The sequence below is a fragment of the Sphingopyxis sp. genome, from assembly GCF_965227415.1.
Taxonomy (GTDB): Bacteria; Pseudomonadota; Alphaproteobacteria; order Sphingomonadales; family Sphingomonadaceae; genus Sphingopyxis.
This window is the reverse complement of the sequence record NZ_OZ245749.1, coordinates 2,960,417-2,973,573: the sequence shown is the minus strand read 5'-3', so window position 1 is coordinate 2,973,573 and position 13,157 is coordinate 2,960,417. Positions and strand designations below refer to the sequence as shown.

Genomic DNA, 13,157 nt, shown 5'->3' with positions numbered 1-13,157 from the left:
GACGGCCGTCAATCGGATCGTGCCGCATTCAACTTCGCCAGACGTCGTGGCAGGTCTGATGCGATCTTCTGTTGCTGATGCGGCCGGGCCTTCTTCCAGCTCCGGCATTCCTGCTTGGTGCGGCCGCAGGCGCGGCACCAACCGGTGCGCCCGTCAAACGAACAGATTTCGACGCACGGCGATTTCATCGGATCTCTATCGTGAGATGGGCGAGTTCATGCACCGGCTTGAGCCGCCCCCGGATCATCTCCTGATCAATCCCGGGTCCGGGCGCGACGCTGACAATGCCGGCATGCGCGTCCGGCCCAATTCTCCAGACGTGCAAATCGGTAATGCGGGCGCCTCCCGGACCGTCCAGCAGGTCGCGCACCTCGCCCGCGACCTGCTCATCGCTTGCGTCAAGCAGCACCGACGCGGTGTCGCGCATGAGCGACCAGGACCAGCGTGCGATCACGATGGCACCGACAATACCCATGACCGGATCGAGCCAGATCCAGCCGAGATATCGACCGGCCAGCAGGGCCGCGATCGCAAGAACCGAAGTAAGCGCATCGGCGAGCACATGGGCGTAGGCCGATCGCAGATTATTGTCCTGACCTTTGCCACCATGCCCATGATCGTGCCCATGATGATCGTGATGCCCATGACCATGCGAATGACCATGGGCGTGGCCACCGGACAGCAGGAACGCGCTGACAATGTTCACGCCTAGCCCGACAATCGCGATCACCGTCGCTTCTCCAAAGGCGACCCGGATCGGCTGATACAGGCGCAAGACGGATTCGATCCCGATTCCGAGCGCAACGAGACCGAGAATGAGCGCCGAAGCAAAACCGGCAAGATCGCCGACCTTACCAGTGCCGAAGCTGAAGCGACGGTCGGACGCGTGGCGCTTGGCGTAAGAATAGGCGGCCGCCGCCACGCTCAGCGCGCCAGCGTGGGTCGCCATGTGGAAGCCGTCGGCCAGCAGGGCCATCGAGCCCGTCACATAGCCTGCGATGATCTCGCCCACCATCATGACCGCCGTAAGCGCGACGACCCACAGGGTGCGCCGCGCATTCACGTCATGCGACGCGCCCAGGAAGACGTGATTGTGCTGGAGTGTGTCGATGTTGCGCGTCTCTGCCATGGTGGCTCTACTTCACGTACCGACGGATGACCGTCATCAGTTCTTCAGCGCCCTTTTTCCGCTCGGCGTCCGACAGGCCGGGCTTGGCGACATGCTCGTCGAGATGATCGACGACGATTTCGTCGAGCAGGCCATTCACCGCGCCGCGCACGGCGGCGACGAGATGCAGAATCTCCGCGCAACCGGCGTCCCGATCAAGCCCTCGCTCGACGGCCGCAACCTGGCCGGCGATCCGTTTGACGCGGGCCAAGAGGTCGCCCTTCTTTTCAATCATATGTCCCATAGGATAGCCCCCTAGGCTATATGATAGCGCAGCGCCAGCCGATATCGCTGCAAAACTCCACGAGGGCTGCGAATGCGCCGCGGCACCGGCCCCGTCCGCAACAGTGCCAGCAAGGAACCACGCGCTTAAAGTCCGAATGCTGCGCCGCAGCGTCCAAAGCGCGCAGCGTGTTTAGCAAGATTGATCGAGATCCACGGCATGTCCCTAAAAAAATTGGGCTCTAGCCCGAGAAATCATCCTTTGGTCACCTGGTCAGTTGGGGGTTAGGTGTCGTCAGGAGAAACTTTTCCGGTCGCGATCCGAGGTGAGGAAGTAGGACAATGCGGAATGTGGGGCGGTTAGGAATTTCATTGCGGCGAAGCCTGACTCTAGCAGGCCTTTTGTGCGTTCAAGGCCTCGGTGTTGGCTGCAGTGAGGCTGAGACGCTTAATCCTGACGCTAAGCGCCTGACAAAGGTGACCGAGACGGCGAGCGTTGAGGGCAGGAAGGAGGGCGTGTGGCAACCCCCGGCGGGCCATCAGCAGACGCCATTGTGGCCTGGAACCGCGCCGAACATGGAGGATGTCAAACTTCCGCCAGAGTATAGCGAAACAGCAACGAATCCGAAACGCTTCGCCGGACGTCCGGTTACCGGCGTCTTCAATGTCTCTGTGCCCACTCTCACGGTGTTTCCAGCCAAACAACCCGGCAATGGCGCCGCGATGCTGGTTTTTCCCGGCGGAGGATTCTCCAAGCTCGCGATCGATCTGGAAGGTAGTGAAGTTTGCTACTGGCTGACTTCAAGAGGCACCACTTGCGTGCTCGTCAAATACCGTGTTCCCAAAAGCAACCACCATTATGATGAAGACTGCCATTGTGCAGTGACGCCAAAGCACCTCCTTGCGTTGCAGGACGCCCAGCGTGCGATACGTCTGGTGCGCTCGCGCGCCAGTGAGCTCAAGATCAACCCGCGCAAGATCGGTGTCATCGGCTTCTCAGCCGGAGGGTATCTGGTCGCGCAGACCAGCAATATATTCGAACCTGCTTATGAGCCGGTCGACCAAATCGACAAAGTGAGCAGCCGGCCCGATTTTGCCATCGCAATGTTCCCAGGCCACCTGTGCAGAGCCGGGGGCTCGCTTGATCCTGGAATCAAAGTCACCAAGATGACCCCGCCAACATTTCTTCTTCAGGCTTGGGACGATCCTGTCGATCCGATTTGCAATAGCATAGTCTATGCGCGAGCGCTGGACGAGGCAGGTGTTCCAGCAGAAGTCCATCTCTTTGCCAAGGGAGGTCACGCCTTCGCGATGCGCCCGCTGGGTCATCCCGTTGAGAGATGGCCGACGCTCGTGGAAGATTGGCTCAAGGACACGGGAATTCTTTGAGCAAATAGGGCAAGCAATTGCGCTCGATGAGCGCGCCGGGACCCCCTCTCCCAGGAATGTTCGCTACTCAGGGGAATCGCCGGTCTTGGCCGATCGGAGATCGCCGGGCTTCTGGCTGAAACCAACCGAACACCGACATCGGTTTGAGCTCCGGGGAATCTTTTGGCGCTGCCGTACAATTATCGGTCGGCTCGCGACGCTATCCGCGCCGTGCGACCCAGAAGAGCTCTTCCTTTCAGGAAACAGAGATCTTCATCTGACGCCCGCACGGTTTCGATCGCGCGGGCGTCTTTTTTTGGCGCACCGCCGTCAGCGGTTTGGACGAACACATATGGGCGATCAAGCCTGACCGACGTGAGGATGACGCCGCAGACACTCAGCGCCGCCGCCGTTCCGTCGCAAATCCACGATCGGTCGCGATAAAGCGCTCGATCATCGGCACCGCGATCTTTTCCGGCGCCATAGGCGCCGCGAGGCCATTAGCCTTCGCATGCACCTCGGCATAGACGAGCAATTCGCGATGGAGGGATCCCGGCAATTCGATCGACAGCTTCACGGGCTTGTCGTCGGCGATGGGGCCTAGGCGCAGCTTGCTCATGGGGCCGCACCCGCCGGCGGTTCGAGGATCAGGTCGCGTGTGACAAGGACCCGCAAAGCGAAGCCGGGGCGGATCGTGAGGGTTGGCGGGATGTTCATCTGACGCTCGACGAGCCGCCGTCCCGACTGGTTGACCGTATCCTGCGGCCCGTCGCGAAGCGCCCGCACGAGCGCATCATCCCCGTCCGAGCCAAGTTCGGCTCCGACGCCGAGCAACGTAGAGACGAGCGCCGCGCGCAGCATCGACCCCCAATGATGGTCGGTGCGATCGGCAAGCCCCGCCATGCCCCGCGAATCGGCGCCGGGCTGACGATCGAGCCGGATCGATCGGCCACCGGGCAGGATCAACCGGTTCCAGGCCAGCAAGACGCGCTCCTGCCCCACGGATATTTCGCTGTCATATTCGCCAATGAGCCGCGCGCCCTGCGGTATGAGCAGGGTGCGACCGGTCGGGCTGTCATAGACATTTTGCGTGACCTGCGCGGTGACTTGCCCGGGCAAGTCGGAGCGAATGGCGGTGATCAGCGCCGCCGGGATGACGCTCCCGCTCTGGAGGATGTAGGGCGAGCTGGGTCCGCCAATGCGTTCGGGGCTCTCGTTCGGTTTACCGGCGCCGCCTTCGAGAAAGGCACGGCGCGCCGCGACCGGGCTTCGCTCACCGGCTACCGGCACCGGTGCGTCCGCGGCAGGCTCGATCGATCCGCGCAGCGCCTCGGCCACGCCTGCACCCGCGGACCCGCCGCCAAGAAAGAGACGACTGGTGGCGGCGGCTTCGCGCTCCTGCCGCGCCCGGTCGCGCGCCTCGTCGGCCGGTGAGCGCGCGCCAGCTGGCGAACTGCCCATCGGCGGCACCGGGACGATTTCGCCATCGCGCTGCGCTGCGACGATCGGCCGCCCGAGGTCGCCGGGCAGCGGCGGTCCCAGCTTCGGCACCTTGCCATAGTCGGCAGGAGCGCCCGTCACGACCTCGGCGCGGTTCGCCGTGTCGGCAGAATAGAGATTATCGGACGACTTGGGCGCTGAGGGTTGCAGCGCCCAGAGCAAGGCGCCGCCGATCGCGATTCCCAAGGCAGCGCCGATGCTGGCCAGCGTCTTGCGCGACAGGCGCATGACCCGCGGCGGTTCCCCGCGCAGACGGAAGGCATCGACGGCAGGCGGTTGCGCGGTGCGATTTTCGTCGCCTAGCCCCTCGGCTGGCGGCACGACCTGATCCTCGCGCTCGGTCATGACCGGCCCCGGCGGCGCGGCGTCTCTCGCTCGATCCGGACGGTCCGCGCCTGTTTCCCGGCCCCCAAGCGGAGTTCGCCGCGCTCGAACAGGCGGTCGACGATCATGTAGCGCCCCTGCACCCGGTAGTTGACGAGTTCGGCTTCGCCGCTGCTGCCGATGACGAACAGCGGCGGCATGTCGCCCGATGCGATATCTGCGCCAAACTCGATGAAGAGCTGGCGCGTGTCGTCGAAGGCGCGGACCGGGCGCCAATCGACCTTGTCGCCCGCAATCCGGTAGCGGAAATTGAGCGCCGCCAGATCGATCGCCCCGGCCACAGGCGCGGCGCGCGCCGCCTCGGCCTCGGCGACTTGCAAGGCGATGAGCTCGTCGGCGGGATAGGTCCAGGAGACCGACGCCATATAGGATGCGGCGGTCGCGCGCAGTTCGACATGATAGGTGCGACGGTCGGTGTTGATGATCATGTTGGTCATGATGTCCGAGCGGGTTGGCTTCACGAGAATATGGACGCGGCGCCGTGTGCCTGCACCGCTCACCGTGTCGCCGATGATCCAGCGCACCGTGTCGCCCGACGCGACGGGACCCGGACCGACGAGCTGCTCGCCTTCCTGCAGCACGATGTCGGTGACCTGCCCGGGCGCGGCATAGACTTGAAACAGCGCCCCTTCTGACCAGGCATATTGCTGGATCGCGTTGCGATAGGCTTGGCGGTCAGGCTGGACCCGCGCCTCGGCATTGGCACGACCGACGCGCTGGCGGGGATCGGCTGGATCGCTTGCCGCGGCGGGCGCGGCGAGCAAAGCAAGGGCGGCCCCGAGCGCGATCGGGAGGGAATATGGCGTCGTCATTGGCTGAGTTCCTTCGACCAGTTGATGGCGGTGACAAAAAGCCCGAGCGGATTTTTCGTGATCGCGTCAGGGGTGCGTGGCGGCTGGAGTGTGACGGTGACGATCGCAGACCAACGCGAGCGCTCGATCAGGCCTCCGTCCTGATAGCGGCGCTCGGTCCAGGCGATGCGGAAGCTGTCCTTCGAGGCGCGGATGACGCTGGAAACATCAACCGCGACCTGGAATTTGCCGACCTCGGCGAAGGGATCATTGGTCCGCGCATAGTCATTGAGCGCCTGCGCTCCGGTCGCGCTCGCGAAATCATAGGCACTGAGCCAGTCGGCACGGAGCACGACCGGATCGGCGGGGATTGAGCGGACGTGCTCAATGAAGCGCGCGAGGTGGAACGCGATCTGCGGATCGGTCGGCCGATAGTCGCCGTCGGCGGGCGCGACGGCACGCGCGGCGCCAAGCTTGTCGACCTCGACGACCCAAGGCGTGATCGTGCCACGCGCGGCCTGCCAGACGAGCCCGCCGGCCAGTCCGCCCGAGATGAGGAGCGAACCGAAGAAAGCGAAGCGCCAGTTGCGCGCTTGAACGCGCGCCGACCCGATCCGGTCGTCCCAGACCTGCGCGGCGCGCTGGTAGGGCGTGACCGGCTCGGGCGCGCGGCCATAATGATTGGAGGGTCTTTTGAACATGGGATCAGTCCTTTTCGCTGATGTCGGGCGCCGATCCGGCGCCATGGCTGTCGCCGCCCTTCAGGGTCTGGGCGCCGATCGTTGCGCCCTGCGTCATCGTCTGGCGCCGCCGCATCGCGGCGGCCCAGGGCGGGGGTCCATCCGCGCCGCGCGCGGGCGCGGCGCCGCCCGCTGGCCCATCGCGGCCCGCCGCGAAGTTCGACCGGATGCGCTCGGCCATGCTGCGAACAGGAGCAGCAGCGCCGCTGGCTGCGGTCCGCGCCACATTGGCGAGCCCCGCCCCAAAGGCCTTTGCCCCGCTCTTCCCGGCCGATCCCGCGGCATAGGCAGCCGAAGCACTGCCCGCTCCGCGCGCGCCGGCGGCGGCCGTGCCGCGCGCCGCCGCTGCGGCGGCTCCCGTTGCGAGCGTTGCTCCCGCCGCCCCGGCAGCGAGCGTCGCGCCGGCCGCAACCGCGGTGCCTGCCGCCGCACCCGCCCCGAGCTGCGGGCCGCCAGCGACGATGCCATTGGCGATCGAAGGACCGAAGATGCCGAGGCCGAGCAGGGTCAATGCGCCGAGCGCGATGGCCATGACCTGTTCGATGTCGGGCTCCGGCCCAAGCCCCGCCTGCATGAAGCGATCGAACAGGGTCACGCCGATGCCGGTAATGACCGCGAGCACCAGCACCTTGATGCCCGATGAGACGATATGCCCCAGAACGCGCTCGGCCATGAAGGCGGTGCGGCCGAAGAAGGCAAAGGGCAGCAGCACGAAGCCGGCGAGGGTCACCAACTTGAATTCGAGGATGGTGACGAAGACCTGCACCGCGAGGATGAAGAAGGCGAGCACGACGATCACCCAGGCGATGAGCAGGATCATGATCTGCACGAAATTGGTGAACAGGCCGACCGGACCGACCAAGTCGGCGGAGGCATCGAGCAGAGGCTGCGCCGCATCGATCCCCGTCGCGGCGACGACGCCGGGGCGCATGAAGTCGCCGATCGACATCGCGCCGCCGCTGGCTTTGAGCCCCAGCCCCGCGAAACTTTCGAGCATGATGACGGCGAGGGTCTGGAAATTGCCGATGATGAAGGCGAAGACACCGATGTAGAGCGTCTTCTTGACGAGGCGCTGGATGATGTCCTCGTCGGCGCCCCACGCCCAGAACAGCGCCGCGATCGTCACGTCGATGACGATGAGCGTCGAGGAGAGGAAGCCAACCTCGCCGCCGAGCAGGCCGAAACCGCTGTCGATATAGGTCGAGAAGACCGCCAGAAACTGGTCGATCACGCCGGTGTCTTCCATGCGGCTAGTCCTTCTGTCCAAAGAAATGGCGGCGCTTCGCCTCCCAGGCGGCGGCGCATTCGGTATCGGCCACGGTCACGGTGCGGCAGCGCTCCGAAACGGTCGAAGCGACGGGGTTTGCGTCCGCCGCGATGCGGTTCGGGGGAGACGCATTGGGCGCGGGCGGCGAGGAGAGGTGCAGGATCGCCAGCGTCATGAGTAGGCCGCCCATCACCGCGACTGCCGCGATCTTCGCCGCCCGGCCCATCTCAATTGCCTTTGCGGAAGCGGCGGAAGCGTTCGCGGCCCTCGGCTTCGGCGGCGGCGCTGCGCGCGGCATCGAGCATCTGCGCGCGGCCCTGCGCGGCGATCGCGGCGGCGAGATCGGAGAGCTGCTGCGACTGGACCGCGAGGATCTGGTTGCCGGCCTGCGCCGCCTGCAGAGCGCCGGCCGCCGACTGGCTCGCCGAGACGAGGGTGCCAATCGACTGCCGCGTGACCCCCATATTGGTGACGACGCCGGCCTGCACCTTCATCGCGTCCTGAAACGCGCCGACGCTATCGTTCCAGCGCGCCTCGGCATTGGCGACCATTGCGGCCTGCGAGCCTGACAGGGCCGCCCCCTTGTAGCGGGCATCGAAGGCGGTCTGAATATCGCCGACGTCGAAGGCGACGCGCTGCGCCTCACTCAGCAATTGGCGGGTGCGATCGACCTGACCCTGTAGTTCCTGCAGGGTCGAGACCGGCAGGCTCGTCAGATTGCGCGCCTCATTGGCCAGCGAGGTGGCCTGGTTCTGCAGCATGCTGATCTGATTGTTGATCTGCTCGAGGGTGCGCGCGGCGGTCAGGATATTCTGCGCATAGTTGCGCGGATCGTGGACGATGCCGCCGACCTGCGCCGCAGCGGGGACGGATGTGCCGATCGCGGTCACGGACGATCCGGCGAGCAGCGCGGCGAACAGCGCCCGGTTGATCACATTTTTCATGGCATTCACTCCTTCAGGTGGTCGGGGGTTTCGAGATTGGCGAGCAGATCGGCGGCCCAGTAGAGCCCGCGGTGACGCAGCCAGAATTCGGCGAAATCGGCATGGCCGCGGGTTTCGATCAGCTCGCCGATCTTGATCTGGTCGGTTTTCGAGGAGGCGGCGGTAAAGGCGAGAGCGACATCGCCAAGGCCTAGTTCGAACAGCCGATTGCCGCGCCGCGACTGGCAATAATAGTCGCGCTTCGGGGTCGCCCGGCTCAATATCTCGATCTGGCGATCGTTGAGCCCGAAGCGTTCGTAGATGCGCGCGATCTGCGGTTCGGCGGCGCGCTCGTTGGGCAGGAAAATGCGTGTCGGGCAGCTTTCGACGATCGCCGGCGCGATGCGCGAGCCTTCGATGTCGGCGAGGCTCTGCGTCGCGAAGATCACGCTCGCATTCTTCTTGCGGAGGGTCTTCAGCCATTCGCGCAGCTGCGCCGCGAAGGCGGGGCTGTCGAGGACGAGCCAGCCTTCGTCGATGATGATCAGCGTCGGCGAGCCGTCGAGCCGGCCTTCGATCCGGTGGAAGAGATAGGCGAGAACCGACGGCGCGGAGGATGCGCCGACCAGCCCTTCGGTTTCGAGCGCCTGCACGCGCGCCGTCCCAAGATGCTCGGCCTCGGCGTCGAGCAGCCGGCCCCAGGGACCACCGACCAGATAGGGCGCGAGCGCGAGCTTCAATTCCTGCGACTGGAGAAGCACGGCGAGGCCGGTCAGCGTGCGCTCGGCGACCGGCGCGGTTGCGAGCGAATTCAGCGCGGACCAGATATGCTCCTTGGCGGCGGGATCAACATTCACCCCTTCGCCCGCGAGCAAGGCGGCGAGCCATTCGGCCGCCCAGGCGCGCTCGGCCGCTTCGTTGATGCGGGCAAGCGGCTGCAGGGCGACCGATCCCGCGCTGCCGGCATCGTGCAGCGCGCCGCCGAGATCCTGCCAGTCGCCGCCCATCGCGATCGCCGCGGCGCGGATCGAGCCGCCATAATCGAAGGCGAAAATCTGGCTGGCTTCGTAGCGGCGGAACTGGAGCGCCATCAGCGCGAGCAGCACCGACTTGCCGGCGCCGGTCGGTCCGACGACCAGCATATGGCCGACATCGCCGACATGAAGAGTGAGGCGGAACGGGGTCGAGCCTTCGGTCTTGCCGTAAAGCAAGGGGGCTGCACCGAAATGCTCGTCCCGTTCCGCCCCCGCCCACACCGCTGATAAGGGAATGAGGTGGGCGAGATTGAGGGTGGAGACCGGGGGCTGGCGGACATTGGCATAAACATGGCCGGGGAGGCTCCCGAACCAGGCTTCGAGCGCGTTGACGCCTTCGACCGTGCAGGTGAAGTCGCGGCTCTGGACGATCTTCTCGACGAGCCTGAGCTTCTCGGCTGCGAGCGCCGGATCGCGATCCCAGACCGTGATCGTCGCGGTGACATAAGCGATGCCCGCCTCGTCGGCGCCAAGCTCCTGGAGCGCCATGTCGGCATCGGCCGCCTTGTTCGAGGCATCGCTGTCCATCAGGACCGACGCCTCGTTGGTCATCACCTCCTTGAGGATCGCGGCGATCGACTTGCGCTTGGCGAACCATTGGCGCCGGATCCTGGTCAGCAGTTTTGTCGCATCGGTCTTGTCGAGCATGATCGCGCGCGACGACCAGCGATAGCCGAAGGCCTGCCGATTCAGCTCGTCGAGGAGGCCGGGAAAGGTGACGCTCGGAAAGCCGGTGATGGTGAGCGTGCGCAGATGATGGTCGCCGAGCCGCGGTTCGAGGCCGCCCACCAGCGCTTCGTCGGCGAGCAGTGCGTCGAGATAGGCGGGGGTCTCGGGAACGCGGACGCGCTGGACCTTAGTCGAGATGCAGCTGTGGAGATAGGTCAGCGTCTCGCTATCATCCAGCCATTCGGCCTCGGGCATGAAACCTTCAATGAGATGAAGCATGCGCCCGGTGCGGTCGATGAAGCTTTTCAGCAATTCCTTGGGATCGACACCGGTCTTCGAGCGCCCCTCATAGAGCCAGGCCTCGGCGCGCGCGGCCTCTTCCGCGGGCGGCATCCACAAGAGCGTCAGATAATAGAAGCTCTCGAAATGCGCGCCTTCCTCGCGAAACTGCTCACGGCGTTCGACATCGACCAGCTCGGACACCACATCGGGGAAGTCGGACACGGGATAGGACAGCGCAGGCACGCGCTGCGCCTCAACGAACACCGCCCATCCCGAACCGAGGCGGCGCAGCGTGCTGTTGAGCCGCGCGGTCACCGCGACGAGCTCGGCGGGCGTCGCGCTGTCGAGATCGGGGCCGCGGAACCGCGCGGTGCGCTGGAACGAGCCATCCTTGTTGAGGACGATTCCCTCGGCGACGAGCGCCACCCAAGGCAGGAAATCGGCGAGCGAAGCGGATTTGGTGCGATATTCGGAGAGGTTCATCATGGCTGCATCCAGACGGGATATTTGAGGTGACGCCGGGCGACGTCGACGAACTGCGGGTCGTGGCGCGCGGCCCAGACCGAGAGGGCGTGCCCGATCGCCCAGATGGCGAGACCGGCGAGCCAGAGCCGAAGGCCCAGCCCGATCGCACCGGCGAGCGTGCCGTTGACGATCGCGAGGCTGCGCGGCGCACCGCCGAGCAGGATTGGCTCGGCGAGCGCTCGGTGGACCGGAGCGAAGAAACCCGGCACCTCGCCGTCCCGGCTCATCAGACGAGCGCCCCGCCGCCGAAGGAAAAGAAGGACAGGAAGAAGCTCGACGCCGCGAAGGCGATCGACAGGCCGAAAACGATCTGCACGAGCCGGCGGAAGCCGCCCGACGTGTCGCCGAAAGCGAGGCTGAGACCGGTCACGATGATGATGATCACCGCGACGATCTTGGCGACGGGCCCTTCGATGCTTTCGAGGATCGACTGGAGCGGTGCCTCCCAGGGCATCGACGAGCCGCCGGCGTGAGCCGGCGCCGAGAGAGTGAAGGCGATGGCGAAGGCGGCTGCGCCCAGCATCGCGCGATTGGGACAGGCAAATTTCATGTGAGGTCTCCTGCGGGAACAGAGGGAATGAGGCGGTATTCGCCGGTCGCCGGATCGAGCCCATCGACCCGCGTCAGTTCGGACAGGCGGCGGCCGGTGCCGTCGCGGACGAGCACGGCCACAAGATCGATCGTCTCGGCGAGCAAAGCGCGCGGCACGGTGACCACGGCCTCCTGGATCAGCTGTTCCATGCGGCGGAGCGCGCCGAGCGCGCTGCCCGCGTGGATCGTGCCGACGCCGCCCGGATGGCCGGTGCCCCAAGCCTTGAGCAGGTCGAGCGCCTCGGCGCCGCGCACTTCGCCGATCGGGATGCGGTCGGGGCGCAGCCGCAAGGAAGACCGGACAAGATCGGAGAGCGAAGCGACCCCGTCCTTGGTGCGCATCGCGACGAGATTGGGGGCGGCGCATTGCAGTTCGCGCGTGTCTTCGATCAGGACGATGCGGTCGCTGCTGCCGGCAATCTCGGCGAGCAGCGCATTGGTGAGCGTCGTCTTGCCGGTTCCGGTCCCTCCCGCGACAAGGATATTGAGGCGATCGCGGACAGCGGCGCGCAGAACCTCAGCCTCGCCGGCAAGCATGATGCCGGCCGCGACATAATCTTCGAGCGAGAAGACCGCGATTGCGGGTTTGCGGATCGCGAAGGTCGGCGCGGTCACGACTGGCGGCAGCAAGCCTTCGAAGCGCTCACCGCCCTCGGGCAGCTCGGCCGAGACGCGCGGGGCGGCGGCATGAACTTCGGCGCCCACATGATGGGCGACGAGCCGGATGATGCGCTCGCCATCCGCATGGGTCAGCGTCCGGCCGCTGTCCGCGATGCCCTCGCCCAGCCGATCGACCCACAGGCGGCCGTCGGGATTGAGCATGATTTCGATGATCTGGGGATCGGCGAGCCATTCGGCGATCGCATCGCCGAGCGCCGTGCGCAGCATGCGCGCGCTACGATGACGTGCCTCCAGCCGGTTCGGTTCTGTGCCCATCGGGGACCCCGTTTTCAGGGCCCGGCGGACATGCCCGGCTCGATGGGGACGAGTAAGAGGCGCAGAAAAGTCGGGAGTTCAACAAGCTTTTCGTGTCGTCGTACAATGGGATAGAAAGACAGGGAGCGGCGTAGGCGCCGTGGAGGTAACATGGGCAAAGCAAACGCGAAGTGGAGCGGGAAGCTTGTGCTGCGCGCGATTTTGACAACAGTGTAACTATGACTGATTCGGGGTCGCACCCATCACATGAGGCGGCGCGCTGGGCGCGTCTGACCGACAAGCAGCGCGCTTGTCTCGATTTGCTGCTCGAGCGGCAGACGTCGAAACAGATTGCGCGGCGGCTCGACATCTCCAAGCAAGCGGTCGATCTCAGGCTAACTGCGGCGCGCGATATCCTGGGCGCCTCGGGCCGCGACGAGACCGCTATCATCTACGCACGCCTCAAACAGACCTATGATCGGATACTATGTGATCCGATCATACTTCCCCAACCGCCACGACTGGTGCCATCCAACTTTCCAGACGGGCGTTCGGCCGACGACCCGGGACTGCTAGCCAGCCTCGGGACCGACGCCGAACGATCGGGCAGCAGCCCCCCGTTCGGGATTGTCTGGAGGCGCGATTACAAAGCAGCGAAGAGGATGGCGATTATTGCAGCGATATTCCTGTTCCTGCTCCTCATCATCCTTGCAGGTCTCGCCATTGGTCAGACGCTGACGCGGCTGCTCTCCAGCTAATCCCTTCACCCTTCGTGTTC

Annotated in this window: 16 protein-coding genes; 2 read left to right on the top strand and 14 right to left on the bottom strand. The window is 65.4% G+C overall.

All coding sequences use genetic code 11. The features are described from left to right. Positions 1–8: 8 nt before the first annotated feature. The 3 genes from ACO055_RS14590 to ACO055_RS14580 are packed head-to-tail and all read right to left on the bottom strand — an operon-like array spanning position 9 to position 1,412. The gene (locus ACO055_RS14590) at positions 9–188 is read right to left on the bottom strand and encodes a DUF1289 domain-containing protein (RefSeq protein ID WP_422059594.1); all 180 of its coding nucleotides are present in this window, start codon (positions 186–188) and stop codon (positions 9–11) included. Next, positions 185–1,129 (bottom strand): CDF family Co(II)/Ni(II) efflux transporter DmeF, encoded by a 945-nt coding sequence (gene dmeF / locus ACO055_RS14585; RefSeq protein WP_422059593.1) that lies wholly within the window; start codon positions 1,127–1,129, stop codon positions 185–187. The genes ACO055_RS14590 and dmeF overlap by 4 nt, the downstream gene beginning before the upstream one ends. Before the next feature lie 7 nt (positions 1,130–1,136). Beyond that, positions 1,137–1,412 carry a metal/formaldehyde-sensitive transcriptional repressor gene (locus ACO055_RS14580; RefSeq protein WP_422059592.1) on the bottom strand — a complete coding sequence of 92 codons (276 nt, stop codon included), beginning with the start codon at positions 1,410–1,412 and terminating at the stop codon, positions 1,137–1,139. Between the two features lie 554 nt (positions 1,413–1,966). Between ACO055_RS14580 and ACO055_RS14575 the strand changes: the two genes are divergently transcribed. Continuing rightward, the gene (locus ACO055_RS14575) at positions 1,967–2,779 is read left to right on the top strand and encodes an alpha/beta hydrolase (RefSeq protein WP_422059591.1); all 813 of its coding nucleotides are present in this window, start codon (positions 1,967–1,969) and stop codon (positions 2,777–2,779) included. A 376-nt stretch (positions 2,780–3,155) separates the two neighbouring features. Here ACO055_RS14575 and ACO055_RS14570 read toward each other — a convergent pair whose 3' ends face one another. The 11 genes from ACO055_RS14570 to trbB are packed head-to-tail and all read right to left on the bottom strand — an operon-like array spanning position 3,156 to position 12,400. Beyond that, the gene (locus tag ACO055_RS14570) at positions 3,156–3,377 is read right to left on the bottom strand and encodes a DUF2274 domain-containing protein (protein ID WP_293645110.1); all 222 of its coding nucleotides are present in this window, start codon (positions 3,375–3,377) and stop codon (positions 3,156–3,158) included. Further along, positions 3,374–4,603 (bottom strand): TrbI/VirB10 family protein, encoded by a 1,230-nt coding sequence (locus ACO055_RS14565; RefSeq protein ID WP_422059590.1) that lies wholly within the window; start codon positions 4,601–4,603, stop codon positions 3,374–3,376. The genes ACO055_RS14570 and ACO055_RS14565 overlap by 4 nt, the downstream gene beginning before the upstream one ends. After that, on the bottom strand, positions 4,600–5,454 hold the full coding sequence (trbG, locus tag ACO055_RS14560) for a P-type conjugative transfer protein TrbG (protein ID WP_422059589.1): 855 nt from the start codon (positions 5,452–5,454) through the stop codon (positions 4,600–4,602). Before trbG ends, ACO055_RS14565 begins: the two co-directional genes overlap by 4 nt. Then, complete coding sequence (gene trbF / locus ACO055_RS14555) at positions 5,451–6,134, bottom strand: conjugal transfer protein TrbF (protein WP_422059588.1); 684 nt, start codon at positions 6,132–6,134, stop codon at positions 5,451–5,453. The genes trbG and trbF overlap by 4 nt, the downstream gene beginning before the upstream one ends. Positions 6,135–6,138: 4 nt before the next feature. Next, complete coding sequence (trbL, locus tag ACO055_RS14550; protein WP_422059587.1) at positions 6,139–7,419, bottom strand: P-type conjugative transfer protein TrbL; 1,281 nt, start codon at positions 7,417–7,419, stop codon at positions 6,139–6,141. Between the two features lie 4 nt (positions 7,420–7,423). Beyond that, positions 7,424–7,666 carry a putative entry exclusion protein TrbK-alt gene (gene trbK-alt, locus ACO055_RS14545; protein WP_422059586.1) on the bottom strand — a complete coding sequence of 81 codons (243 nt, stop codon included), beginning with the start codon at positions 7,664–7,666 and terminating at the stop codon, positions 7,424–7,426. Between the two features lies 1 nt (position 7,667). Continuing rightward, positions 7,668–8,384, bottom strand: a complete 717-nt coding sequence (gene trbJ, locus ACO055_RS14540) for a P-type conjugative transfer protein TrbJ (RefSeq protein WP_422059585.1) — start codon at positions 8,382–8,384, stop codon at positions 7,668–7,670. Between the two features lie 5 nt (positions 8,385–8,389). Beyond that, a complete protein-coding gene (gene trbE, locus ACO055_RS14535) occupies positions 8,390–10,834 on the bottom strand; it encodes a conjugal transfer protein TrbE (RefSeq protein WP_422059584.1) in 2,445 nt (814 codons plus the stop codon). Further along, the gene (locus ACO055_RS14530; protein WP_105999342.1) at positions 10,831–11,100 is read right to left on the bottom strand and encodes a VirB3 family type IV secretion system protein; all 270 of its coding nucleotides are present in this window, start codon (positions 11,098–11,100) and stop codon (positions 10,831–10,833) included. Before ACO055_RS14530 ends, trbE begins: the two co-directional genes overlap by 4 nt. Then, positions 11,100–11,423, bottom strand: a complete 324-nt coding sequence (locus ACO055_RS14525; protein ID WP_422059583.1) for a TrbC/VirB2 family protein — start codon at positions 11,421–11,423, stop codon at positions 11,100–11,102. The genes ACO055_RS14530 and ACO055_RS14525 overlap by 1 nt, the downstream gene beginning before the upstream one ends. Further along, positions 11,420–12,400 carry a P-type conjugative transfer ATPase TrbB gene (gene trbB, locus ACO055_RS14520; protein WP_422059582.1) on the bottom strand — a complete coding sequence of 327 codons (981 nt, stop codon included), beginning with the start codon at positions 12,398–12,400 and terminating at the stop codon, positions 11,420–11,422. Before trbB ends, ACO055_RS14525 begins: the two co-directional genes overlap by 4 nt. A 218-nt stretch (positions 12,401–12,618) precedes the next feature. Here trbB and ACO055_RS14515 point away from each other — a divergent pair, with 218 nt between their 5' ends. Then, complete coding sequence (locus ACO055_RS14515; RefSeq protein ID WP_422059581.1) at positions 12,619–13,137, top strand: LuxR C-terminal-related transcriptional regulator; 519 nt, start codon at positions 12,619–12,621, stop codon at positions 13,135–13,137. Positions 13,138–13,157: the final 20 nt, after the last annotated feature.